This window comes from Sphingomonas phyllosphaerae 5.2 (assembly GCF_000419605.1).
GTDB classification, from domain to species: domain Bacteria; phylum Pseudomonadota; class Alphaproteobacteria; order Sphingomonadales; family Sphingomonadaceae; genus Sphingomonas; species Sphingomonas phyllosphaerae_B.
The window spans coordinates 3,047,055-3,071,161 of record NZ_ATTI01000001.1; the positions used below are offsets into that span (position 1 = coordinate 3,047,055).

At 67.7% G+C, this 24,107-nt stretch carries 23 protein-coding genes and 1 tRNA gene; 10 read left to right on the forward strand and 14 right to left on the reverse strand.

Annotation, left to right across the window (positions count from 1 at the left end; translation table 11 throughout):
• Positions 1-286: 286 nt before the first annotated feature.
• Positions 287-538, reverse strand: a complete 252-nt coding sequence (locus SPHPHY_RS0114350) for a DUF2171 domain-containing protein (protein ID WP_022687381.1) — start codon at positions 536-538, stop codon at positions 287-289.
• A 56-nt stretch (positions 539-594) separates the two neighbouring features.
• Between SPHPHY_RS0114350 and SPHPHY_RS0114355 the strand changes: the two genes are divergently transcribed.
• Positions 595-807 carry a hypothetical protein gene (locus SPHPHY_RS0114355; protein WP_022687382.1) on the forward strand — a complete coding sequence of 71 codons (213 nt, stop codon included), beginning with the start codon at positions 595-597 and terminating at the stop codon, positions 805-807.
• A 51-nt stretch (positions 808-858) separates the two neighbouring features.
• The gene (locus SPHPHY_RS0114360; protein WP_022687383.1) at positions 859-1,917 is read left to right on the forward strand and encodes a ribonucleotide-diphosphate reductase subunit beta; all 1,059 of its coding nucleotides are present in this window, start codon (positions 859-861) and stop codon (positions 1,915-1,917) included.
• A 175-nt stretch (positions 1,918-2,092) separates the two neighbouring features.
• On the opposite strand, the gene SPHPHY_RS0114365 is transcribed toward SPHPHY_RS0114360, so the two are convergent.
• The 3 genes from SPHPHY_RS0114365 to SPHPHY_RS0114375 form a co-directional block, all read right to left on the reverse strand.
• A complete protein-coding gene (locus tag SPHPHY_RS0114365) occupies positions 2,093-2,932 on the reverse strand; it encodes a hydroxypyruvate isomerase family protein (protein WP_043130076.1) in 840 nt (279 codons plus the stop codon).
• Positions 2,933-3,172: 240 nt separating this feature from the next.
• The gene (locus SPHPHY_RS0114370; RefSeq protein ID WP_231370425.1) at positions 3,173-4,282 is read right to left on the reverse strand and encodes a glycoside hydrolase family 43 protein; all 1,110 of its coding nucleotides are present in this window, start codon (positions 4,280-4,282) and stop codon (positions 3,173-3,175) included.
• Positions 4,283-4,399: 117 nt separating this feature from the next.
• Positions 4,400-5,455 (reverse strand): glycoside hydrolase family 43 protein, encoded by a 1,056-nt coding sequence (locus SPHPHY_RS0114375; protein WP_022687386.1) that lies wholly within the window; start codon positions 5,453-5,455, stop codon positions 4,400-4,402.
• A 611-nt stretch (positions 5,456-6,066) separates the two neighbouring features.
• On the opposite strand from SPHPHY_RS0114375, the gene SPHPHY_RS0114380 reads away from it, so the two are divergent.
• Positions 6,067-6,399 carry an STN domain-containing protein gene (locus SPHPHY_RS0114380; RefSeq protein WP_156025109.1) on the forward strand — a complete coding sequence of 111 codons (333 nt, stop codon included), beginning with the start codon at positions 6,067-6,069 and terminating at the stop codon, positions 6,397-6,399.
• A 35-nt stretch (positions 6,400-6,434) separates the two neighbouring features.
• Here SPHPHY_RS0114380 and SPHPHY_RS0114385 read toward each other — a convergent pair whose 3' ends face one another.
• Positions 6,435-7,190 (reverse strand): glutaredoxin family protein, encoded by a 756-nt coding sequence (locus SPHPHY_RS0114385; RefSeq protein ID WP_022687388.1) that lies wholly within the window; start codon positions 7,188-7,190, stop codon positions 6,435-6,437.
• Positions 7,191-7,245: 55 nt separating this feature from the next.
• Here SPHPHY_RS0114385 and SPHPHY_RS0114390 point away from each other — a divergent pair, with 55 nt between their 5' ends.
• Positions 7,246-7,662, forward strand: a complete 417-nt coding sequence (locus tag SPHPHY_RS0114390) for a MerR family transcriptional regulator (RefSeq protein WP_231370427.1) — start codon at positions 7,246-7,248, stop codon at positions 7,660-7,662.
• Between the two features lie 219 nt (positions 7,663-7,881).
• Here SPHPHY_RS0114390 and SPHPHY_RS20260 read toward each other — a convergent pair whose 3' ends face one another.
• A complete protein-coding gene (locus SPHPHY_RS20260; protein WP_022687390.1) occupies positions 7,882-9,801 on the reverse strand; it encodes a TonB-dependent receptor in 1,920 nt (639 codons plus the stop codon).
• A gap of 359 nt (positions 9,802-10,160) precedes the next feature.
• Positions 10,161-10,370, reverse strand: a complete 210-nt coding sequence (locus SPHPHY_RS0114400) for a hypothetical protein (RefSeq protein WP_022687391.1) — start codon at positions 10,368-10,370, stop codon at positions 10,161-10,163.
• A gap of 535 nt (positions 10,371-10,905) precedes the next feature.
• Between SPHPHY_RS0114400 and SPHPHY_RS0114405 the strand changes: the two genes are divergently transcribed.
• Both SPHPHY_RS0114405 and SPHPHY_RS0114410 read left to right on the forward strand, forming a co-directional pair.
• Positions 10,906-12,024 carry a glycosyltransferase gene (locus SPHPHY_RS0114405; RefSeq protein ID WP_028056948.1) on the forward strand — a complete coding sequence of 373 codons (1,119 nt, stop codon included), beginning with the start codon at positions 10,906-10,908 and terminating at the stop codon, positions 12,022-12,024.
• Positions 12,009-13,544 (forward strand): hypothetical protein, encoded by a 1,536-nt coding sequence (locus SPHPHY_RS0114410; RefSeq protein ID WP_022687393.1) that lies wholly within the window; start codon positions 12,009-12,011, stop codon positions 13,542-13,544. The genes SPHPHY_RS0114405 and SPHPHY_RS0114410 overlap by 16 nt, the downstream gene beginning before the upstream one ends.
• 618 nt (positions 13,545-14,162) lie before the next feature.
• Here the strand turns inward: SPHPHY_RS0114410 and SPHPHY_RS0114415 are convergent.
• Positions 14,163-14,239, reverse strand: a tRNA-Arg gene (locus tag SPHPHY_RS0114415).
• Positions 14,240-14,322: 83 nt separating this feature from the next.
• Between SPHPHY_RS0114415 and SPHPHY_RS0114420 the strand changes: the two genes are divergently transcribed.
• Positions 14,323-14,823, forward strand: coding sequence for a hypothetical protein (locus SPHPHY_RS0114420; protein ID WP_022687394.1), 501 nt, complete (start codon positions 14,323-14,325; stop codon positions 14,821-14,823).
• Between the two features lie 10 nt (positions 14,824-14,833).
• Here SPHPHY_RS0114420 and SPHPHY_RS0114425 read toward each other — a convergent pair whose 3' ends face one another.
• Genes SPHPHY_RS0114425 through hemB form a run of 3 tightly spaced genes read right to left on the reverse strand, consistent with a single transcriptional unit; the run spans position 14,834 to position 18,538 of the window.
• Positions 14,834-17,026, reverse strand: coding sequence for a spermidine synthase (locus SPHPHY_RS0114425; RefSeq protein WP_022687395.1), 2,193 nt, complete (start codon positions 17,024-17,026; stop codon positions 14,834-14,836).
• On the reverse strand, positions 17,019-17,549 hold the full coding sequence (locus SPHPHY_RS0114430) for a GNAT family N-acetyltransferase (protein ID WP_022687396.1): 531 nt from the start codon (positions 17,547-17,549) through the stop codon (positions 17,019-17,021). Before SPHPHY_RS0114430 ends, SPHPHY_RS0114425 begins: the two co-directional genes overlap by 8 nt.
• Entirely contained in the window at positions 17,546-18,538 is a 993-nt protein-coding gene (gene hemB / locus SPHPHY_RS0114435) for a porphobilinogen synthase (protein ID WP_022687397.1), read from the reverse strand. Before hemB ends, SPHPHY_RS0114430 begins: the two co-directional genes overlap by 4 nt.
• A 76-nt stretch (positions 18,539-18,614) precedes the next feature.
• Here hemB and SPHPHY_RS0114440 point away from each other — a divergent pair, with 76 nt between their 5' ends.
• Complete coding sequence (locus SPHPHY_RS0114440) at positions 18,615-19,499, forward strand: diacylglycerol/lipid kinase family protein (RefSeq protein ID WP_022687398.1); 885 nt, start codon at positions 18,615-18,617, stop codon at positions 19,497-19,499.
• Positions 19,500-20,029: 530 nt separating this feature from the next.
• Positions 20,030-20,218 (forward strand): hypothetical protein, encoded by a 189-nt coding sequence (locus SPHPHY_RS0114450; protein WP_022687400.1) that lies wholly within the window; start codon positions 20,030-20,032, stop codon positions 20,216-20,218.
• 9 nt (positions 20,219-20,227) lie between these two features.
• On the opposite strand, the gene SPHPHY_RS0114455 is transcribed toward SPHPHY_RS0114450, so the two are convergent.
• The 3 genes from SPHPHY_RS0114455 to xseA all read right to left on the reverse strand — a co-directional run bounded on the left by SPHPHY_RS0114455 (position 20,228) and on the right by xseA (position 22,783).
• Positions 20,228-21,058 (reverse strand): M23 family metallopeptidase, encoded by an 831-nt coding sequence (locus tag SPHPHY_RS0114455; protein WP_081645439.1) that lies wholly within the window; start codon positions 21,056-21,058, stop codon positions 20,228-20,230.
• Between the two features lie 71 nt (positions 21,059-21,129).
• Complete coding sequence (locus SPHPHY_RS0114460) at positions 21,130-21,330, reverse strand: DUF2093 domain-containing protein (RefSeq protein ID WP_022687402.1); 201 nt, start codon at positions 21,328-21,330, stop codon at positions 21,130-21,132.
• Positions 21,331-21,343: 13 nt separating this feature from the next.
• Positions 21,344-22,783 carry an exodeoxyribonuclease VII large subunit gene (gene xseA / locus SPHPHY_RS0114465; protein WP_022687403.1) on the reverse strand — a complete coding sequence of 480 codons (1,440 nt, stop codon included), beginning with the start codon at positions 22,781-22,783 and terminating at the stop codon, positions 21,344-21,346.
• Here xseA and purD point away from each other — a divergent pair.
• Positions 22,782-24,041, forward strand: coding sequence for a phosphoribosylamine--glycine ligase (gene purD / locus SPHPHY_RS0114470; RefSeq protein WP_022687404.1), 1,260 nt, complete (start codon positions 22,782-22,784; stop codon positions 24,039-24,041). The genes xseA and purD overlap by 2 nt on opposite strands.
• Positions 24,042-24,107: the final 66 nt, after the last annotated feature.

Here is a 24,107-nt window from a genome sequence, read left to right on the forward strand (position 1 = left end):
CGGTGCCACCACCGGCAGTACGGCGTAGCGCTCAATCTGGTAGATACTGCGACCGGACGACCACAATCTGTAGCGTTTTTGCGGTCCTTGCCGTACAACGATGTGACTCGACGGATCACCGTCGATCACCGCCGCCGCGGGCCTGTTGGGGCGCACGGCCGGCAGTCAGGAGCAGGTTCGGCGAATGAACGGCGGCGCGTCATGGCAGGCAAACGAAACCCCGGCGCGCCTATTGGCGGCCGGGGCCGGCGATTGCAGCCGCGCGACGGGCGCCGCCGCGGCGGGCTTATTCCGCCTCTTCGAACATGTCCTGCGCGTTCTGCGCGGTTGCGGACAGCCGCACCGTCTCGCCCTCGATCTCGGCGACGAGGCCGATCGGCAGGTAATGGTGCTTGGCGCCCTGCCCGTCCTGCGTGGAGGGCGAGTCGTTCTTGGTCAGCTTGATGCGGTCGCCGTCGACGTGGTCGACGGTGCCGACGTGCACGCCGTCCGCGCCGATCACTTCGGCATGTTCCTTGATCTGGCTGGCATCGACCATAGTCGTTCTCCTTTGTTGGGTTCGGGCGGCAAACGCGCTGCGACGGCTTTGGTCGCATGATCGATACGCTTCCGCTGCAATCCGCGATCATGTTCGCGGTCGCCGCCGTCTTCGTTCTGGCGGGCACGTGGCTGCTGTGGCAGTTACGCATCCCGCAAGGCCCGGCGCGCGTTTACGTCTACCGCATGGCCGGAATCATGGCGATTTCAGGCGGTGCTGTGCTCGCAATGTCGGCATGGGCGATGTGGCAATGGAGCCTCGATCCGTAAGCCGGCCGCCCGCCTGTTCCTTTCCCGAATTATATCCCTCGGAGTAAACCCATGTCGCTTCTTCAGGCGTCCAAGCAGTACAAGCCCTTCGAATATCCCTGGGCATTCGAATATTGGAAGCGTCAGCAGCAGCTGCACTGGCTTCCCGAGGAAGTGCCGCTCGGCGAGGATTGCCGCGATTGGGCGCAGAAGCTGACCGATCACGAACGCAATCTGCTCACGCAGATCTTCCGCTTCTTCACGCAGGCCGACGTCGAGGTGCAGGATTGCTACCACGAAAAGTACGGTCGCGTGTTCAAGCCGACCGAGATCAAGATGATGCTGACCGCGTTCAGCAACATGGAGACGGTTCACATCGCCGCTTACTCGCACCTGCTCGACACGATCGGGATGCCCGAAAGCGAGTATGGCGCATTTCTCGAATATACCGAGCTGAAGGAGAAGCATGACTACATGCAGAACTTCGGCGTCGACAGCGACGAGGATATCGCGCGCACTCTGGCGATGTTCGGCGGCTTCACCGAAGGCGTACAGCTGTTTGCCAGCTTCGCGATGCTGATGAACTTCCCACGCTTCAACAAGATGAAGGGCATGGGACAGATCGTCACCTGGTCGGTGCGTGACGAAAGCCTGCACTGCGAGGGCATCATCAAGATGTTCCACACCTTCTGTCAGGAGCGTCAGTGCCTGACCAAGGCGGTGAAGGCCGACATCGCCGACGTGTGCCAGACGACGATCCGCCTCGAGGACAATTTCATCGATCTCGCCTTCGAGATGGGGCCGGTCAACGGCATGACGGCGAAGGACATCAAGAAGTACATCCGCTACATCGCCGACTGGCGGATGGGGCAATTGGGGCTGAAGCCGATCTACATGATCGACGAGCATCCGATCCCGTGGCTCACCCCGTTGCTGAACGGCGTGGAGCATGCGAACTTCTTCGAGACGCGCGCTACCGAATATTCGAAGGCCGCCACCCGCGGGCAGTGGAACGACGTCTGGGACAGCTTCGACAAGCGCCAGAAGGCCAAGGTCATCGTTCCCGCCGCCAATGAAGATCCCGTCGAGATGGGCGACATGTTCTCGCGCGCTGGCGTCGCCGCCGAATAAGCGCACGCATCGACACGAACAGGGCCGCAGCTTCCCAACCGGAAGCTGCGGCGGCGTTTACGGTGGGTGGGCGCCGCCAGGGTCCGAACGTCAGCGCCGCTGCGCCGTCCTCTCGTCCCATCCAGTGCCCTGCCGACACCAAGCGGTTATAACGGCCAGCCCGGCAGGATGATACTCAGACGGTGCAGGTCCGCACGGCTTGCGCCAGGGCGGTCAGTGGATCGCCCACCGGCACGAACTCGTGGGCGAAGTAACCCTGGAAGCCGAGATCGGCGACACTGCGCGCGACCGCCTGCCAATTCACTTCTTGGGTTTCATCGAGATTGTGGCGCCCCGGAACCCCGCCGGTGTGGAAGTGGCCGAGCCACTGGATGTTCTTGCGGATCGTGGCGATCAGGTCGCCTTCCATGATCTGCATATGATAAATGTCGTAAAGCAACTTCACGCGCGGCGAGTTGACCTCCTTGGCCACGCGCACGCCCCAGTCCGTATGGTCCGCCATATAGTCGGGATGGTTCACCTTGCTGTTGAGCAGCTCGATGCAGATCGTCACGCCATGATCCTCGGCGATCCGCTTGACGCGGTTCAGGCCGATCACCGCGTTCGACGCGCCCTCCTCGTCGGACATGCCGCGACGATTGCCCGAAAAGGCGATCACGTTCGGCACGCCGGCCTTGGCCGCCTGCGGAATACCGATCCGGAACGCCTGTTCGATCGCCGCGTGATTTTCCCGTCGGTTCAGGCCGTTCGGGATCGTCATGTTGTCGGCGGCATAGCCCATCGTACAGCGCAGCCCGTAACGGCGCGGCGTCTCATACTCCGCGGGCTGGAGCAGATCGATGCCTTGCAACCCCATCTTCACCGCCGCGGCGCACAGCGTGTCGAGTGGAATATCCTGATAGCACCAGCGGCTCACCGACTGCTTCAGCCGGCCGGCACGTGGAGGCGTCGCGGCCACTCCCGCGGTTGCGCCAAGCGCGAGAGAAGAACCGATGACGTTTCGCCGTGTGATCATGGCTGTTCTCTACGTGAGAAGCGAGCGCCGGGAAAGCGCAATGCTGCTCGGGCGCGCAACCGGGCAGCCGTGCGGCGTCACGGGAACGCCGCTACCCTCAGACACATAGAACGGCTCCTGCCGCAATTGCGTCGCTCCCTTCGCACGGCAACGGTTGGCCGGGGTTGATGCAATACCGTCCAAGCCGACGTGCAGGGTCGTCCGCCCGCCGGCCACGCTGCTTGCGAAAGTGCGGCCGCTTCAATGGAAGAAACGTTCGAGGCGTTCCGCCTCCCCTACTGTGATCGCGATGACCGCCCCATGCTTCGGGCGCGTGAAGTTGGTCGCCTTCATCGGCGATCCCGCGTCGTTGAAGCGACCGATCGGCGTGTAGGTCATGAAGTCCTTCGTCTCCGCGAAGCCCATGTTGTTGGGCTTGATCCCGAACACGTCGTACATCAACACGTAGGTGTTGCTGTTGTAGCGACGCCACAACGTCGGCGCCTCCGACGCATGCTGTTCCTGATCGACCTTGCCGGGCTCGTAGCTCCAGCCGCCATTGATCCGGGTGGACACCGCATGGCGGATGTTTCCCGGCGGCGTGTGGGCGACGTAGAACATGTGATATTTGCTGCCGACCTTCGTGATGTCGGCGTCGATCACGTTGACCTTCGCATCGGGGAAGGAGAACAGTTTGCGCGGCGCCTCCGTCAGGGTCTTGAAATCGGCATCCGCGTACGAATAGACCAGATAGTTCGGCCCGTTGCCATCGCGGACCGTGTAATAGACCATCAACCTACGACGTTGCGGATCGTAAATCGTTTCCGGCGCCCAGCTGTTGCCGATGTTGCGATACTGCGGAAACAGGCTGGCGGGCGTTACCCGTGCTAGCGTCCAGTGCAGCAAATCGTACGACTTCATGAAGATCAGGTTGCGATTGTTACCCCAGCCATATTCCTTTTCCGGCCGCTCCCAGTCGGTCGTACGCAACCCTTCCCGTTTGGCGAAGATGTGCAAGTCGGTCATTGAGAGATAGAAGGCGCCGTCCGGTCCGCGCATGATGTGCGGATCGCGAATACCTTTCTGCTCGGCGACGTCACGGCCCGAGAGCACCGCCTTGCCGTCATTCACGTCGGTGAAACTATACCCGTCGCGCGACGTGGCGAAGTGAAGGGAGTGATCTTCGTCCGTGAAATAGGTCATCAGATAGGCGCTGCGCTTGCCGGTATCTGCCGCCGGCTTGATCAGGCCCGCCTTGTCGACGATGGCGAGCTGGCGAGCCGCCGGTGCAGCAGCCGGCGTCGCGGCGTGCATCGCGGTCGTGGCCACGGCGACCACCAGGCAGGTTACGTTTCGCAGGACACGTTTCAAGATGCTCTCCCTTTCCGAACGGCTCTCACCAATACTCCGACAAGTCAATCAGGAGAGCTGACTGCTGCGGTGCCTGTCAGCGCGGCAGACCGCGCCGGCGACGATCGGCAATCCGGCTCACGATCGCGGTGCCGCCACCTTCTCGAAGACCGGCCGCGTCTCTCCGTCGAGCTCGGTCGCTTCCCGTACGACCTCGATCCGGTCGCCCCGGTCGCGAAGCTCGTAGAGCTTGCCGCGCGCATTCTGGAACGGGCGGTGCAGGACCATCATCAGCGTATCGTCGAAGCGGCGGAAGATCATGCCATGCCCGCTGTCTGCGCGGACCAACGGCGGCAATTGCTCCCACGGGCCTGCAATGTCGCCGCTCGTGGAACGCGCGACCGACTGGACGTAGCCGTCCTTGTCGTAGCTGGACCAGAGCATCAACAAGGTGCCGGTCCGCGTGCGGAACAACTCCGGCCCATCGGTGACGTTGCCGGCCGTGGGATCGGTCGGGTCGGCTCGTTTCACCCACGGCGCCTCCGACGCGCGGAACAACAATCGCGGCACCCCGGCGGCGCGCAGGTCGCCGGTCAACGGCACCGCCTCGATCGTCCCGTCGCCGATCTGCACCCACTCGTGCGCGTAGACCATCCACGGCTTGCCGTCGCGATCGACGTGGAGCGTGCCGTCGAGCGTCATCACCGAGGCGTCGACCACCGGCGCGCCGCCGCGCAACAGCCGAAAAGGACCGCCGAGCGTGTCGGCAACCGCGATCAGCGTGCTGCGCCGTACGGGTCGGCGGCCGCCCACCGTCGGCAGCTTGGCCGCATCGTTGTAGAACGTGGCGAACAAATACCAGCGCCCGCGCCACCGGTGGACCTCGGGCGCCCAGGCGCCGTCGTTCGCCCATGTCCCCGGCGGCAAGGTGAAGACCACTTTGCCGCGCTGCCAGCGTTTGAGGTCGCCACTGCGATAGGCCATGATGCCGAGCCGCTTGTCGCCGGTCATCTCCGGCTCGTTACGCGTGAACAACCAATAGCTGCCGCTCGCACGATCCGCGACGATCCATGGATCGTGCAGCGGCATTGCGGGCATCAGCAGCGATCCCGCATCGGTCGCGACGGATCGCTTCGGCACCGCCGCGGGAAGGCAGATCAGGAGCGCCGCAGCGGCTAGCGAGCGAATAAACATGATACACGAGCACCTTCGCGACTTACCTTGAGGGTAGCGACAGACCGCGGCGGAGCAAGCCCGACCGCGCCCGAGCGCGTAAGACGGGAAGAGGCTCCGCTTCGGCAGCGCGCCAAACCTGCGCTCCGCCAGGCACGTATCGCACCTCGCCGCCAATATGGGTCGCAAAAGCAGCGAAGCGCAAAGCCGGGCGCGTTAAGGATGTTGCAGTTGCCGCGGCCGACAGCCGGCAACTCGCTTTCAGTCCGGACCCGTAGATGATCGGAGCAATCGACCTTCGCGGCCGATCAGATGACAACGGGCAACCAGAGTGGTCGGGGCCGGTACAAGGTAGCCGTCATGCACACATCGATCGTGCCTTGCGCCGGCCACATCGTGTGTACCGCTGTGATAGCACGAAGACCATTGTCGCGCCGGGCATCGAACGCGACACCCGGGATCAATTTGACCGACCGACGCGCCTGCGGCGACATGGTTCGCGGAGGAAGATTCGCGGTCAGGCGAACGCGCGTCACGATCGCGATACAATCTCGGTTTTCAGCCCAACGGGCGTGTCCGCCGCACGATCGGCGCCGCTGTCTCTCCCCCCATCAAAGTCGAAGGATGAATCGATGAAAATCTCTGTGGCACGAATGATGGCGCCGGCCCTCGCGCTTGCTTTCGCGGGATCGGACGCTGCGGCGCAGGGTCTGCGCTACGATTGCCAGAACGAGCCGGTCGCGATCGAAATCCCCGGCGATCGCCTCGACAGGGCGCTGGCGCAATTGCGGATCGCGACGCGCTGCCCGATCTCCGGCACGAAGCTGGCGAAGGGCAAGCGGTCGCGCCCGCTCGTCGGCACGATGGTGCCCGAGGAAGCGCTACAGGCGATGCTGAACGGCACCGGGCTGCAGGCACGTCGCCTGAAGGGTGGGTTCCAGGTCGTGCGGCTCCCGCGCCGTTGAGAATGCACCGGGGAGGCTGAGCGCCTCCCCGGGCGTCACCCGGCCATGCCGATGCCCGTCCACACGGCCATCGCGATCATCATCAGATTCTCGGTCAGCGACAGGAAGCCGAGCGGCACGTTGCTCGATCCGCCGACGCACGCGCATTTCAACGCGCGCCGGTCGATGTAGACCGCCTTGATCACCGACGCCGCGCCGATCGTCCCGATGCTCAGCGCGACCGGCACGGACAGCCACGTCGCCGCGCCTGCGATCATCAGCACGCCCGCCAGTCCCTCGGCAAAGGGATAGACGTAGGAATAAGGCACCCAGCGTTTCGCGAGCAGGTCGTAGTTGAGGAACATCGTCGCGAAACTCTCGATATTCTGGAGTTTCAGCAGCGCCAGCACGGCCATGCTGAACGCGACGAACCACTCCCCCGCACGCAGCGTGAACGATGTGCCGTACACCGCATGGCTGGCGGCCAGCGCCATCAGCGCGGTCATCGCGAACAGCGCCGCGACCGGGCGGTAGGTGGTCGCCTCGGGATCCACGACGCGCTTGCCGAAGCGGCGGCGCAGATCGTCGTAGCCGCCGATCCGGTCGCCATCGATGAAGATCTGCGGGGTCGTGCCGACGCCGTGCTCCGCCTTGAACGCGTCGGTTTCCGCACGCGTGCGCAGCCAGTGGTCCTCGACGGCATAGCCCTGCCGTCGCAACAGATCCTTCGCCTTTAGACCATACGGGCAGACATGGCGCTCCATCACCATGCGGTACAGGACGGCGCGGCGCGGTTCGACAGAGGCGGGCATGACAGCGTCTTTCGGTTGGTATCGGGGAAGCTGTCACCCATATGGGGTCCGTACCATGGTACGGAGTCAAGGCATGTCGGGACTGACGATCGCCGGACTGGCGCGCGCCGCAGGAGTTGGTGTGGAGACGGTGCGTTACTACCAACGGCGCGGGTTGCTGCTCACCCCCGATCGCACCGGCGCGACCGGCGGCATCCGCCGCTACGACGCGCAAGATGTTCGCCGGCTGCGTTTCATCCGCTCGGCGCAGGCGGCCGGCTTCACGCTCGAACAGATCGGTGAGTTGCTGGCGCTGGACGCAACCGAGGATCGCGCGCGGGTACGCGCGCTGGCCGGCGAGCGGCTGGCGGCGCTGGATGCGCAGATCGCTGCACTGGAGACCGCGCGCGCGTCGCTGCGACGGCTGGCCGGCGAATGTGCGGACGGGGCGGCCGGACCCTGCCCGATCCTGACGTCCTTCGAACATCGCTGAACGAGATACCGGATGGGAGCGGCATGATCTCCGCACGTGGCGCCGGTCCGAGCCACATGCCGCGATCATGAGCGGGACCGGGACGCGACGGCGGCCTGATCAGGCGAAGCCTCGCCCTGTCCACGAGCCCGCGCATCTTGCGATCGAAGCGGTGTGATGGGCTCGGTCCGCCACCCGGGCCACGGCCCGGCTGGCGCGCAAACCGACGCCGTAAATTGGTCAGCCTTCGAGATCGGTGGCGAGCGAAACGCCCATGTAGCGGCCGGCGTTGTAGGTCAGTCCCCCCGAGGACCCGGCGATCCAGCGATAGCTGTCGAACAGGTTCGTCACCTGGACACGTGCCACGAGGTCACGTTGCGCCAGTCGGAGCCGGTGCCGCGCGCCGATTGCGACGGTGAGCCGGGACGGCAGGTGGACGGCATTTTCCTGATCGGCGAACGACCCGCCGTGACGGGTCACCTGAACGTCGAGCGATGATCCCTTCCACCCCTCGGGATGCACGTCCATCGCTACCACGACGCGGCTGCGGCTGGTCCCGACCGGACGCGCGCCGATCGCCCCGTTCGTCACCGGTTCGCCGGCGACACGCGGATCGAGCAGGACCGCGCCGGCGACCACGCTCGCGAACCGCGTCACCTCGCCGCTCAGCGATCCCTCGACGCCGCGATGGCGGACCTCACCCAGCCGGCGGTAAAAGCCGCTCGCGTCCAGGTTGAAGTAGGGCTTGCGGATGTCGAACACCCCGACCGCACCCTTCAATCCACCTGCGGTGGCGCGCACGCCCGCATCCACCTGTTGCGTCCGCAACGCCGGCGGCGCCGCGTTCCGGTTGCTGGCGTTGTCGGGCGCGACTTCGCTTTCCTCCAGGCCGCGGGTAAAGCCTGCGTACGCCGACACGCCGGACGCGACATCCAGCGACGCCATCAGGTTGAACAGCCACGGGCGATCGCGCGCGACGATCTCGTCGCTGCCCGGTGGGCGCACATGCTTGCGGTAACCGGTCTTCTGGATGCCGAGGTTCAGGCTGCCGCGTCCCTTCCAGCGACCTTCGTAGGCGATCCCGGCCGTGACCTGCCGGACGTCGTCCGGCGTGCGTTCCGCAAAGCCGAACAACGGCTCCGCCTGCGGTGCCTGGGTCCTGATGTCGCGTCGGGACAGTTCCACCGCATCCGCGTCGCCATAGATCCGCGCCTGATCGCGGGCGCGCAACGATGCATGGAAGCGGTGGACGCGCGGACCTTCGGTGAGCGCGCGCGACACGCGGATCTCGCCCGAGGTCGAGGCGTAGCGTGACGCGGGCGCGGCATAGACGGTTTCGACACCCACGCCGCGCGCGTCCACGTCCAGCCACAAGGTCGTCCGGTCGCGGTCGATGGCATAGACCGAGCGGAACAGGCCAGCCGCCAGCGACCATTCGCCGCGGCGCGTCCGTGCGATCACCCCGGCGTTGCTGCCGCTCGACGTATTCGTCGCCCACGTCTGCCCGGTGTATCGTCGACGATCGCGCAGCGGTGGCGGGACGAACGGCCCGCTGGTGAAGTAGGTCGGGACGGCTTCCTCGCTCCACGATGTCTCCGCGCTCCAGAACGGGATCACCTCGGTGTCGGGTGCCGGTCGCCACCGGAAGCTGAGCCCGGCGGAAAATATCTGCGGCGTGCCGCCGAACCATTCGTTGTCGCGATATCCGGCCACGCCGCCGGCGGCGGACAGCACCTCGCCGGCAATCGGGGCGCGGACATCGAACTCGATACTGGCATCGCCGAACGTCCCTGCGTTCAGCCGCGGGCTCAGCACCACCGCATCGGGCGTTTCGGGCAGCCGGAAATCGGCGATGCCGGTGGGAGCGGGAAACGGATAGTCGATCGCGGTCAGGCCGATGCGGACGATGGAACTGTCCACGATACGGTAGCTGAGGTCGGCCTGCTGATCGATATACAGGCCCTCGACGCGGACGTTGCCGGCGTCGACGGGCGAGAAGCCGCGCACGTCCTCTTCATCGTACAGCCCCACGGATTCATTGGCGTAGCTTACGCCGAACGCGTCCTCGGCGGCGCGTGCCGCATTCTGGTCGGCACGTTGCGCCGCTGCCTCGCCGGCCCACCCCAAGGCCGCGAGCGCCATCAATACCCGGTTGTGCATACCCGATCCCCTTCCGCTTTTTTAGCGGAAGGGCGCGCACCGACCAAGATGAAACCGCGCCGGGGCCGCGCAAGATCGGTCAGCATCGGTCAAAGCGAGGAATAGACGCGGGATAGTCGAAGTCTTTCGCGACAACCAACGCACGGGAGCGCTGCAGGTCACGGTCTCCCGGCAACGCACCTTCGACAGCATCGACCAGCATCGCGCGCTGCTCTCACGCCAGCGACACTCCTATTTGCGCCGAACCTCGCCGCGATTGCTTTTCCCCGAAGCGCAAGCCGAACGAGAACCCCGCGCCACGCGAAAGCGTCCGCGCGAGACGCCGCGCCGCACGGTCCATCGCGGCCAGCGCAGCGCCGTCAGTCGCGCGGCGCGCGGGCGATCACTGCCTGCGCCGCACGCAGCCGCGCCTTCCATATCTTCACCGACGGATGCCCGGCAGCGAGACCCACGAGCCGCCCCTCGATCTGCGCCACATCGCGCCGTGCTGCGTCGAGTTCGGCCGCGGTCGGCGCGGGTTGGATCTTGGCACGCGCATGTGCGCCGGTGCGGCCCTTGCTCTTGGTCATGACGACCCAGATGCTCGCAGCGGCGGCCCGGCGTCAATGACCGACGTGCAGGGGGCGGGCGTCATCGCGGCACGACGCGCCCCGCCGCCGGAAAAAGCCCGTCCGGATACAAGACGATCCGCGACGAGCACGAGCGCGGGGCATGGTATGGCATCAGCATATCGGCAGGCATGATCGGGGCTCCGGTCGGCCGTGATGGCCACGCCCTCTCCTGGCCACCCCCCTGCTGCCAGCATGGTGGCAGCAGCATGCCCGCCCCATCGCCTTTCCTTGCCCTCCCGCATCGGAACGGACCGCTGCCCCTTTCCACGCCATGCCGAAACGTGGAACCGCCGGGCCGATGAACCCGGCCCCCGCTCCCTTCATACTCCTCGCAAAGCAACGGCCTGGCCGACGTTGCAGCAATCTTTGCAACGCTTCGTCGTAAATGCTGCTGCTCCGCGCGCTTTTGCTATACTAGCGGATCCGTCATCAGTGTTCTCCGTGCGTCATCCTTGCCGATCGTCATTGAAATGAAACCGGAGCGAGCCCGATCGTGACCAATACTGAGCCCTTCCCCGCGCCTGTGCCGGGTCCGGAGCTGTCGATCGTGGTGCCGACCTTCAACGAGGCCGACAACATCGGTTTGCTGGTCGAGGCGGTGGCAGCGGCTGCAACCGGGATCGCGTGGGAGCTGGTGTTCGTCGACGACCACTCGCCGGACGGGACCGCCGAACGCGTGCGCGGGATCGCGCGAGACGACGCCCGCGTGCGGATCGTGCATCGCTACGGGCGCCGCGGGCTGTCCAGCGCGTGCGTGGAAGGGATTATGTCGTCATCCGCGCCGTGCTGCATCGTGATGGATGCCGATTTTCAGCACGACGAGCGGATCATCCCGGCGCTGTTCGCTGCAATCCGCAGCGGCGAAGCGGATCTGGCGGTGGGAAGCCGCTATACCGATGGCGGCGGCTTCGGCGGGTGGGACAAACGCCGCGTCGCGATCAGCAAGCTGGCGACGCGACTGGCGGCGCGGCTGACCGGCACCGCGATGACCGATCCGATGAGCGGGTTCTTCGCGGTCCGCCGCGATAGCTTCATGCGCTCGCTGCCGGGCCTTTCCTCGATCGGGTTCAAGGTGTTGCTCGATATCGCGGCCTCGGCACCGGCGCCACTCGTGGTGGTGGAGGTGCCCTATACCTTCCGCACCCGCCAGCGCGGCGAGAGCAAGCTCGATACGCTGGTACTTTGGCAATATATCGAACTGCTGATCGACAAGACCATCGGGCGCTACGTCTCGACCCGTTTCGTCAGCTTCGCGGTGGTCGGCGGGCTGGGCGTTGCGGTGCACTTCCTGATCCTGACCAGCCTGTACATGGGGCTGGGCACGTCGTTCGGCGTGGCGCAGACCGCGGCCACGGTCGTCGCGATCTCGAACAATTTTTTCCTCAACAACGCGCTGACGTACAGCGATCGGCGGCTGAGGGGACGTCGGCTGTTCTGGGGCTGGATCACCTTCAACCTGATCTGTGCCACCGGCGCCGCCGCCAACGTCGGCGTGGCCGATTATCTGTTCGCACGTCCGGTCAACTGGGTGTTGTCGGCATTCGCCGGCATCCTGGTCAGCGTGGTCTGGAATTACACGATCAGCAACGCCGTGACGTGGCGCAGGAAGTGAACGGCGCGACCGAAGCGGCGGCGTCGCCGGCGAGCGCGGACGAGGTGGATGGCGCCGCCGCGAACCGCGCGACCGCGACGGGATTTTTCCGCCAAAACCCCCACCAATGGAGCCGCGCGGCGTGGCGGAGCGACCGCGTCGGCCTGACGATGCGTGCGCTCGACGCGGTGCCGCCGGCGCGCATGGCCCTGTGGCTTTACGTGCTGGCCTGCGCAATCCTGCTGCTCGTCGGATTCGCGGTGCGGTTCCGCACCGGGGCCGCAGCGCTGGAGGCCGACGAGGCCGAATATCTCGGCCTGTCGAGCGAGATCATGCGCGGGATCTGGCATCTCTCGCCGCGCCGCACGCTGGCCTTCCCGGCGCTGCTGGCTGCGATTCGGTCGCTGTGGGACGACCTGCTGTTCCTCCAGGTCGTCGTCGCCGCGATCTTTGCGCTGTCGGCGCCGGCGCTGTTCGCGCTGGTACGACGGCTGACATGCTCGACCGCGATCGCCGCGGTCGCGACGGTCGCCTTCGTGCTGTGGCCGCCGGTGATCTATTATGGCGTTTCACTGTACAGCGAAACGCTGGCGCTGCCGGTCTTCCTTGCCGCACTGGCGCTGCTACCGTCCGGCACGCGGGTTGCCGACGGGATCGCCGCGGGCACGCGCGCAGGCATCGATACCGCCCTGCTGCGCGCGCCGTGGCGGCATGCACTGTTCGCCGGCATGATGCTCGGGTTCGCGGCGCATGTCCGCCCGATGTACCTGCTGTTCCTGCCGGTGCTGGTGCTGATCGTGCTGATCGAGGAGCGGCGCGTCGCCGTCGCGTTGCGCCGTACCGCGATCGTGCTGGCAGGCTTTGCGCTCGTCGTGCTGCCGTGGTCGCTCTACATGAGCCAGCGCCACGAGCGCGTGATCCTGCTGACCGCCAATGGCGGCGAGACGCTGGCCGGCGGGCTGACGCCGCGGCTGCTGACGCCGGCCGGTCGCTACACCATCCGAACCGATGACCGCACCACCTGGGTTGGGCCGGGCAAATGGCTGCCGATGCACGACAACGGCTATCTGTCGGCGCAAGAGCAGACCCTCCCCTACACGCAGGTCGACGGGCTTCTGCAGAAACGCACGTTCGCGTGGATCGCCGCCGACCCCGCGCAGGCCGCGTTCATCGAAATACGCAAGCTGAGCTACATGTGGGGCATCTATCCGTTCGCCGGGAATGGCACGCGGCAATGGCTGTTCGGCAACCTGCCGACGCTGTTCGTGCTCGCGCTGTCGCTGGCGTTCCTGCTGACAAGCCGCACGGCGCGCGTCGCCTTGCCGCGACTGTGGATGCTGGCACTGTTCGTCAGCGGCGTGGCGCTGATCAGCTGGGGTAGCTGGCGTTTTCGCCAGCCCGCCGACGCCGGCCTCCTGGCCTTCGTCGCGTGCAATCTCTGCTGGCGGCTCCGCCGGCACTTGCCCGCGCGGCGTGCGGATGACGGGGAGAGCGGGGACCCGCCCCGCGCCGACGGCGGCCTTACGACCACGATCAGTTGAACGGCGACGGCGCGGCCGTCGCGTTTGCCCTACGTTTCGAATCGCTCGCTTTCCGGCACGTCATGGCGGGGCGGATTGGTGCCCGATCAACTGACGGGCAGCTGCAGGTGACGACAACGGCTCCTACCCGGCAGAAGGCACGCTCGCGATCCGACCGGTCGCATAGCCCACGACGTCGCCGCCCGTTGCACAGGCGGCTGTAGGTCACCTGTCCTTCCGGGCGTGACCGGCCCTCGAGCCCGGCGCCGCTCCTTATCCGTGAGGTCACGATTCCAGAAGTGGGGGCGAAGCGTCGAGGGAAGGCCAAGAGGCGGTGTGCTCGTGAGCCGCTCCAATCGCGGATACGCCGCGTGCATCCTTGGCGTCGCCACCCGGAACGCATCGTCCCTCTGTACCGGCACCTGCGGTCCGGACGCGTGCGTCTGGCGAAGCATAAAGCTCATGAAGCATGAAGCTTACACGAACATGCGCGATCTACTCCAGAAAGCGTATTTCACGCCGACACGGCGACGTCACACATGGCGCCAAGCAGCCGGCACTCCATCGAAGCAGGCACCAAGCACGGCAACAAACAAAAACCCCGCCCAGCACTTGGCGGGACGGGGTTTTGTTTTCCAATGGTGCGCCCGGAACGATTCGAACGTCCGACCCTCAGATTCGTAGTCTGATGCTCTATCCAGCTGAGCTACGGGCGCATCGTGGAGCGGCGCTGTTAGCCGGCGAATCGGGACCACGCAAGGGCATTGCGCCACTTTTTTTGCCCCTCTACGCCGAAACCATGCTTCGCCCGCTCGCCTCGTTCGCTTCGCTGTCGCTCCTCGCCGCCTGTGCGGCCGATCCGACGGTCTACCCCTCGCTCGCGCCCCGTCCGGCCGAGAAGCTGGGGTTCGAGGAACCCGCCCCGCCGCCAGCGACTGCGGCCGTCGCTGACCCGGCGCTCGACGCACGCCTCGCGGCGCTCTCGCAGCAGCGCGCCACCGCCGTGAAAGACTTCGATCGTGCCGCCGCGCGCGCCGACACGCTGGCGCGCTCCGCGCGTGGTGCGAAGGTCGGCAGCGACGCCTGGATCGCGGCGCAGACCGCGATCGCCGATCTCGATGCGCTGCGCTCGACGCATGCCGACGCGCTCGGCACGCTCGATGAACTCGCCGCCGCGCGCGCGCAGGCGCTGCAACCCGCCTATCCGTCGCTGGAACGCGAACTGGCCGCGGCGCGCGCCGCCGCCACCGCGCAGACCGCGCGCATCGACGCCCTCACCGCCGCGCTGCCCAGCCCCTGAGCGCCGCCGCTCAGAACGTCAGCAGAGGCAGGATGCTCGCATAATCGTCGGTCCACGCCGCGAACCCGGGGCGCGCGCGCAGCGTCTTCCATTCGCCCTCCCGACCCGTGACCAGCGCCAGCGTCCACGGATCACGTGTCATCACCACCCAGGACGACGGCGTCTCCTCCTCCTTCAGCAGCGAGGGGCGGTGGTCGAGGATCAACGCCTGCCACCCGCCCGCACGCGCCGCCGCCGCGACGACCGGGCGCAGGTTGACGAAGCGGTTGGAGATATGGACCGCCAGCACGCCGTTGCGCGCCAGCACCCGCGCGTAGCCCGCGAACGCCTCGCGCGTCAGCAGGTGCATCGGCACCGCGTCGGAGGAGAAAGCATCCAGCGCGAGCACGTCGAGGCTGGCGGGTGCGGCCCGCTCCAGCGACAGCCGCGCATCGCCCAGTACGATCGTCGCCTGCGGCGCGCAATCCGCGACGAAGGTGAAGCGCCGCGCCCGCGTCAGCGCCGCCATCGCGGGATCGATCTCGTAGAAGCGCCAGCGCTGTCCCGGTTGCGCGTAACAGGCCAGCGTGCCCGTCCCCAGCCCGACAACCCCGATCCGCGCGCCCGGCCCGAACACCGCCGGCGCGGCGCGCATCACGTGACCCACACCCGAATCGGGCGTGTAATAGGTCGTCGGCGTCCGCTCGCGCGCCGCCGTTCCGGTCAGCTGGACGCCGTGCAGCGTCGTGCCGTGGATCAGCGTCCGCCGCCGCGCCTCGTCCGCCACGGTATAGACCCCGAAATAGCTGCGCACCCGCGCGCCCGGCTCCAGCGACAGCGACACCGCGCGCACGCCGCCGAACAGCAGCAACCCGCTGGCGAGCACCAGCAGGTACGGCACTCGCGCGCCCAGCGACACCAGCCCGCCCAGCGCGACGATGGCGAAGATCGTGCCGACATGCCGTACCTCGCGAAACCCGCCCGGCTCGCGCCCGATCAGCAGCACCGCGCCCGCCAGCAGCAGCACGATCGCGACCGACCCGATCGCCGGCGCTCCACGGCGATGCCAGACGGCGCGCAATGCTGGCGTCAGATAGGTCTGCGGCACCAGCATCCCCGCCGCCACGATCAGCAGCGGATATTCCCACGTCCAGTCGAACAGCGTCGGCGCGACCAGCCCCGCGAACACGCCGCCCAGCGCGCCACCGAACGACATCGCGAGGTAGAAGCCGGTCAGCCTCGCCGGCTCCGGACGCAGGCGGTACAGCTGGGTGTGCAGCGCGACCGAGATCATGAACAGCAGGATCAGCGCGGTGACCGCACTGAACGTCGCGCGCTCCGCGAATCCGCCCATCAGGACGCCGCCGAACAGCACGATCGTCACCGGCGCGCTGGACGTCAGCAGGTCCGCCGCCCCGCGCCGCGCCGCGAACGCGATCGAGAAGCTCAGCAGGTAGATCGCGAGCGGGATCACCCACAACAGCGGCATCGCGACCAGATCGGTGCTGACGAACGTACTGGTCGCCAGCATCATCCCCGACGGTACGAAGCCCAGCGCGATCCACCGCAGCACCCGGGCTCGGCTCGGCGCCGGCCGCCGCGCCGGCTCTCCGCCCGTTCCCGATCCGGCGGGCAGCAGCCGCGCACATGCCGCGACCAGCACGATCAGCGCGATATAGCCCGCGCTCCACAACCACCGCTGCCGCGTGACGGTCATCAACGGCTCGACCAGCAGCGGGAACGCGAGCAGCCCCGCGAAACTTCCAAGGTTCGACGCCGCATAAAGCGCATAGGGATCGGCGCCGGGTCGTGCGCTGGCGAACCAGCGCTGCATCAACGGCGCCTGCGCCGACACCGCGAAGAACAGCGGCCCGATCGACACGACGAACAGGTATGGCACCCACAAGGCCGGCTCCGCGCCGTCCGGCAGCGCGCGGTCGCTCAGCCCGATCGGCAGGAACGCGCAGGCGGCGAGCAGCACCGCCAGATGCACCACCCGCTGACGCCGCGGCGCGACCCGGCTCAGCAGATGCGCATAGCCATAACCGCCGAGCAGCAGCGCCTGATAGACGAGCATCGCCGAATTCCACACCGCCGGCGCCCCGCCCAGCCGCGGCAACGCGATGCGCGCGATCATCGGCTGGACCAGGAACAGCAGGAACGATCCGGTCAGGATCGTCGCGACGAACAGCACCCGTGCCCGCGCCGACGCGCCCTCAGTCATCCAGCGCCCGGTCGATCCGGTACGTCACGCTGTCGGCCAGCGCCGGGTCGTCCGCATGCACGGGGTGGAAGAAATCCAGCGCCGCCACGTGCCGCATGCCCAGCCGCGCCATCACCGCGCGGCTCGCGGCGTTGCGGCGCGCGGTGATCGCGTGGATCGCCGCCTCGTCGCGGTTCGCCCAGGCCCAGCCGAGCCACCCCGCCGCCGCCTCGCGCGCATAGCCCGCACCCCAATGCTCGCGCGCGATCGCCCAGCCGATCTCCAGCATCCCCGCGATCGGCGTGTGCGGTGCCCCCGGCTTCAGCCCGACGTGCCCGATCACCGCGCCATCGTCGCGCCGCTCGACCACCCCGAAGCCGAGCGGGGCATAGCCGGCGTGCCGCGCCAGCGTCGCCGCGCACGCCGACTCGTCCTTCGGCCCGCCCAGATCGGCCATCACCGCCGGATCGCACCAGATCGCAAACAGCGCCGCGTGGTCCGCCGCCACCGGCATCCGCAGGATCAGGCGCGGCGTGTCGATCACGCGCCCAGCAACCGCGCCGCCAGCGGCGCGTGATAGGTCAGCACGCCCGAGCAACCGGCACGCTTGAACGCCAGCAACGTCTCCAGCACCACCTGCTCGCGATCCGCCGCGCCCGCCGCCACGGCGGCCTCGATCATCGCATATTCGCCGGACACCTGGTACGCGAACACCGGCACCGCGAACGCCTGCTTCACCTTGGCGACGATATCGAGATACGGCAGCCCCGGCTTCACCATCACGCTGTCCGCGCCCTCGGCGATGTCGAGCGCAACCTCGCGCAGCGCTTCCTCGGCATTGGCCGGGTCCATCTGGTACGTGGTCTTGTCGCCTTTCAGCAGCCCGCGGCTGCCCACCGCGTCGCGGAACGGGCCGTAGAAGGCGGAGGCATATTTCGCGGCATAGGCCATGATCTGGACGTTGACGAAGCCCTCGCGCTCCAATGCCGCGCGGATCACGCCGACGCGCCCGTCCATCATGTCGCTCGGCGCGATCACGTCCGATCCGTTACGCGCCTGGTTGAGCGCCTGCGCGACCAGCGCCTCGACCGTCGCGTCGTTCATCACATAGCCGCGCTCGTCGATCAGCCCGTCATGCCCGTGCGTGGTATAGGGATCGAGCGCGACATCGGTCAGCAGCCCGATATCGGGCACCGCGTCACGGATCGCGCGTAGCGCCTGGCACATCAGATTGTCTGGGTTCAGCGCCTCGACACCGTCGTCGCTGCGTCGCCCCGCCTGCGTATTCGGGAACAGCGCCAGGCACGGGATGCCCAGCTCGTGCGCCTCCTTCGCGCGTGCCACGATCCGGTCGACCGACCAGCGCGACACGCCCGGCAGCGACGCGATCGGTTCCTCGACGTCCCTCCCCTCGGTCACGAACAGCGGCCAGATCAGATCGGCCGGCGTGAGGACGTTCTCGGCATGGAGCCGGCGGCTCCAGGCGGCGGCACGGGTGCGGCGCAAGCGCAACGCGGGATAAGCGGCGTGCATGACCGCGCTTTCCCGCAATCGGCGCGCCCATGCAAGCGTTACGGGGGCGAAACGCCGACCTGTGCGTTGGTCGCGTATGACCGAGATCCGCTCCGCCGTCCTGATCGTCAACGCCAAGTCGCGCCGCGGACGCAAATTGTTCAGGCGTGCCTGCCGCCAGCTGCGCGACCTGCCGTTCAGTGTGATCCCGCACGCGGTGAAGGACCCCAAACACCTCGACCGTACCGTGCGCAAGGCGCTGGAGAAGAAGCCCGATCTCGTGATCCTCGGTGGCGGCGACGGCACGATCAGCGGGCTGGTCGACCTGCTGGTCGGCCATGACGTGATCCTCGGCGTGCTGCCGCTGGGCACCGCGAACAGCTTCGCGCGCTCGCTCGGCCTCCCGCTCGACATCGAGGGAGCGATCGACGTCTTCAAGACCGGGGTGCCGAAGCGCATCGACCTGGGAATGATCGACGACGATTATTTCGCCAATTGCGCTGCGATGGGGATCAGCCCGCAGATCGCCGAGACCGTCCCGCACAACCTCAAGAAGGTGCTGGGCCGCATCGGTTATCTCGGCTGGGCCGGCTATCAATTGTCGCGCTTCAAGCCGTTCACGCTCTACGTCGACAATGGCGAGGGTGAGAAGAAACTGCGCGTGGTCGAAGTGCGCATCTCCAACGGCCCCTATCATGGCGGCACGTGGCTGGTCGACGAGGCCGGCATCGCCTCGGGCGAGATCGTGGTGCAGGCGGTGAAGGGTCATTACAAACGGCGGCTGGTCCGCAACTGGGCGTACAGCTTCCTCGGCCGCAACGAACGCCACCACGATACCGTCAGCTTCTCCGGCAAGTCGATCAAGGTCCGCACCGACCCGCCGCTGCCGATCTCGATCGATGGCGAGGTGCTCGCCCACACCCCCGTCACCGCGCACGTCGCTGCCGGCGTGATCGAGGTGATGGTGCCGCGGACCGATTGAAGGACCCGCTACCGGATCGAGCGCGAGCGGCGAGCGGCACCCGTCCGCCACGCCGGGTTCGATCGGGAGCGTCCTTGCGAAACGGCGACGCAGCGGATCAGGTACGATACGACGCGGTCGGTCGGATCGATGCGGGATCGCGCTGCGTCGACGTCAGGGCCGGAATGTCGATCGGCTTGCGACCGCAGGTCCCGCCACCGTCCACTGCCCCCCGCCTGCCGTCATTGCGAGCGCAGCGAAGCAATCCAGAGCCGGACCACGACACGCCGGATCGCCGCGCCACACTCGCATCGGCGACAACGTATCCACAAAATCAGCCTGGCCGCGGGCGGAGCCCCCGCCGGAAAAGCGGCCGCGCGGTAGATCGCAGCCGTGCAAGCTCGCCCAGCGTCACGTGGACAGCCTCGCGACGACCACTATGAGCCAAATCGCCAAGCCGACCATCTTTCCGCCCGTTGCGGACCCCGCGATACATCTCCTCCCACACACAAGGCGGAGACCAACCGGTGCCATCACGAACGCAGGCGATAATGGTCGCCGCCGCGCTTCTGGCGACGGGGGTGATCTTCGTGCTCGGCATCGTCGCGATGCGGGCGCTGCTCCATTACCTCGACGCACATCCCGCCGCCGCGACGATCCTGCGCGCGGCCGGCATCGCTGGCGTGATCCTGCCATTATCTGTCGTTTACCTGCGCAGGATTCGCCGGCCCGAGGCCTGACACGCGCACTCAAGCGCGCGGCATCGTCCCCGCCACCAGCATCGGATCGATCCGCGCGCCGTTCCACGTCATCGCCCAGTGCAGATGCGGCCCGGTCGCGCGGCCCGTCCGCCCGACAAGGCCGATCGCCTCGCCCTGCCGCACCCGCTGCCCGACGCGCACGTCGATGCGCGACAGGTGCAGGAATGCGCTGGTCAGCCCGTGACCATGATCGAGGATCAGCAATCGCCCCTCCAGCGTGAACGGCGGATCGGCGGCCAGCACCACCACGCCATCCGCCGGCGCGACGACCGGCGCGCCCTCCGGCTTCGCCACGTCGACGCCGCCGTGATAGCTGCCCGGCTCACCCGCGTAGATGCGTTGCGCCCCGAACAGCCCGGAGATTCGCCCCGTCGCCGGCCATACGAAGCGCTGCCGCCACCCCTCCGCCGCGCTGCCCACGGTGCGCGCCGCGACGATCCGCGCCAGCTCGCCCGATCGTTTCGCCGCAAATTCCGCGTCCGGCACCGGCACCTTGCGCAGCGTCGGCAGCCGCTCGATCCGCCAGTCGCCCGCCGCGATCGACAACGTCGCGGTCATCGTGCTCCCGTCGGACAATCCGGCGATCAGCACCGCCTGCGGGCCGGCGTCGCGGTCGAAGGCGATCACGAACCGCCCGTCCGGCGCGACCACCACCGGCGCACCGTCGAGCGTCAGCGCAGTCGTCCCCGCCGGCACGTTCCCCAGCGCCAGCCCGCCCTGCCGCAACGCCCCGCGCAATCCGAAGCGGGTCGCTGCTACCAGCTGCGGTGGCGCCGGCAGCAATGGTCGCGGCGCGGCGGCCACCGACGCGGCGGGCATCACCGCCGGCGCCCCCACGCATGCCGCCGCCAGCAACGGTGCGAGCAGCGGTGCGAGCAGCGGCCGGCGCCTCACCGCGGCGCCAGCTCCTCCATCGCGATCGCGCCGCTTGCGAACGGCCGCTGCGTCGCGACGTCCCAATATCGAAGGTCCTCCAGCGGGATCCGCGCGCCGCTCACCGCGCACACCACATGGTCGCCCGGCGCCAGGATGCGGAAGCCGTTGGCCATGTAATGCAGCTTGGCGGGACGATCGGTATGGGACATCAGCATCGGACAAGGGCTTTCAGATCAGGCGCGGCTGTTCGGGTTTGTCAGGATAGGCGCGGCGCGGGCTTCGCTCAACCTTGGGCTCAACCTTGGGCTCAGCCGTGGGCTCGACCGTCGGCCCCGGTCGCGGGCTCCCGTCGACCTGCACCGCGACCGCGCCGTCGCGGAAGCGAAGCGACAGCGCGCCCGCCGCCCGTGCCGCATCCGCGGTCGTCACGGTTCCGCCCTCCGCCGCCTCGACCCGCGCATAGCCGCGTTCCAGGATGCGGTCCGGGTTCAGGCTGTCGATCAGGCGCCCGACATCGGCCAAGCGCCGCCGTCCCGCCTCCAGCCGCCGCTCCAGCGTCGCCGGGCGGATCGCGCCCGCCGCATGGGTCAGCTCGCCGCGCGCCCGCGCCACACGCCGCTCCAGCGCGCGGTCGCCGCGCATGCCCAGTTCGTCCAGCCGCTGCCGCTGCGGCCCCAGCAACCGGTCGCGCGTCGGCATCAGCCGCGCCAGCCCTGCCAGTTGCTCGCGCCCGCGCTCGACATAGCGGCGCGCGCAACGCTGCGTGCGGTTGGCCATCGCATCCAGCGTCAGCCGCAGCTCGGCGAGCACCGGGACCGCGATCTCCGCCGCCGCGGTCGGGGTGGGGGCGCGCAGGTCGGCGGCATGGTCGCACAGCGTCGTATCGGTCTCATGCCCCACCGCCGAGATGATCGGGATCGAACATCCCGCGACGGCGCGCACCACCACTTCCTCGTTGAACGCCCACAGGTCCTCGATCGAACCGCCACCGCGCGCGACGATCACCAGGTCGGGGCGCGGCACGGGTCCGCCGTCCGGCAACGCATCGAAGCCGCGCACCGCTGCCGCGACCTCTTCGGCCGCCCCCGCGCCCTGCACCTTCACCGGCCACACCAGCACGTGAGTCGGGCAGCGATCCTCCAGCCGGTGCAGGATGTCGCGGATCACCGCGCCGGTCGGTGACGTCACCACCCCGATCACGCGCGGCATGAACGGCAGGGGCTGCTTGGCGGCCGCATCGAACAGCCCCTCGCCCGCCAGCTTGGCCTTCAGTTTTTCCAGCAACGCCATCAGCGCGCCGGCGCCGGCCAATTCCATCCGCTCGATGACGATCTGGTATTTCGACCGGCCGGGGAAGGTCGTCAGCCGCCCGGTCGCGACCACCTCGATCCCGTCCTCGGGGCGGAATGCCAGGCTCCCGGCGCTCCCCTTCCACATCACGCCGTCGATCACCGCGCTCTCGTCCTTCAGGCACAGGTAGACGTGCCCGGAGGTCGCGCGCTTGTAGCCGGAGATCTCGCCGCGCAGCCGGACGTGGCCGAACTCGCCCTCCACCATCCGTTTCAGCTTGCCCGACAGCTCGCCGACGCTCATCGCCATCGCATTGTCGCCGGGCGTCGGCTCGGCTACCAGCCGCCCCGCCTGAGTATCGAAAAGGGGGTCGGCCATGAACATCCTGCTGGTGGGTTCGGGGGGACGCGAACATGCGCTCGCCTGGAAGCTTGCGCAGTCCCCGACGCTGGATACGCTCTTCGCGGCACCGGGCAACCCCGGCATCGCCGAACATGCGACGATCGCGGAACTGGACGTGACCGATCACCGCGCAATCGTCGATTTCGTGCGACGCCAGCGCATCGGACTGGTCCTGATCGGCCCCGAGGCGCCGCTGGTGGACGGGCTGGCGGACAATATCCGCTCGATCGGCGTGCCGGTCTTCGGCCCGGGGCGAGAGGCAGCGAAACTCGAGGGTTCCAAGGGCTTTACCAAGGATCTGTGTGCGCGCGTCGGCATCCCGACCGCGCGCTATTTCCGGGTCACCTCGAAGGACGGTGCCCTCGCCTGCCTCGACGATTTCGGCGAACGCTGCGTCATCAAAGCCGACGGCCTCGCCGCCGGCAAAGGCGTCGTCGTCGCGACGACCCGCGCCGAGGCCGAGGCCGCCGTCGCCGATCTCTACGCAAACGGCCCTGTCGAGGCCGTGATCGAGGAGATGCTCGAAGGCCCGGAAGCGAGCCTGTTCGTGCTATGCGATGGCACCAGCACCGCCTCCTTCGGCTCCGCGCAGGACCATAAGCGGGTGGGCGACGGCGATACCGGCCCGAATACCGGCGGGATGGGGGCGTACAGCCCTGCCGCGGTGCTCACGCCCGCTCTGGAGGAACGCGCGCTGGGCGAGATCGTGCGTCCGACGATCGACGCGTTGGCGGCCGCCGGGACGCCGTATGTCGGCGTGTTGTACGCTGGGCTCATGTTGACCACCGACGGCCCGAAGCTGATCGAATATAACGTAAGATTCGGCGATCCCGAGTGTCAGGTGCTGATGATGCGCTACACCGGCGATCTGGCCGCGCTGTTGCTCGCCGTTGCCGAGGGCAAGCTCGCCGACACCCCCTCCCCGGTCTTCTCCGACGACGTCGCGCTCACCGTCGTAATGGCCGCCGACGGATATCCCGGCACGCCGAAGACCGGGGGCGCGATCGCTGCAATCGACGTTGCGCAGGCCGACGGTGCGGTCGTCTTTCAGGCGGGTACGACGATGAAAGACGGACATTTGGTGTCGAACGGCGGGCGCGTTCTCACCGTGACCGCCACGGGCGCCGATGTCGCCGCGGCGCAACGCGCCGCTTACGCCGCCGTCGCACGGATCGACTTCCCGACCGGCTTCTACCGCCGGGACATCGGAGCCAAGGCGCTCATCGAAGGTTGAGCGTGCACTCTTTTCGGCACAGGACGACGTGATGAACTCTAGCGGTTATGCTTTGGAGCCGATTTC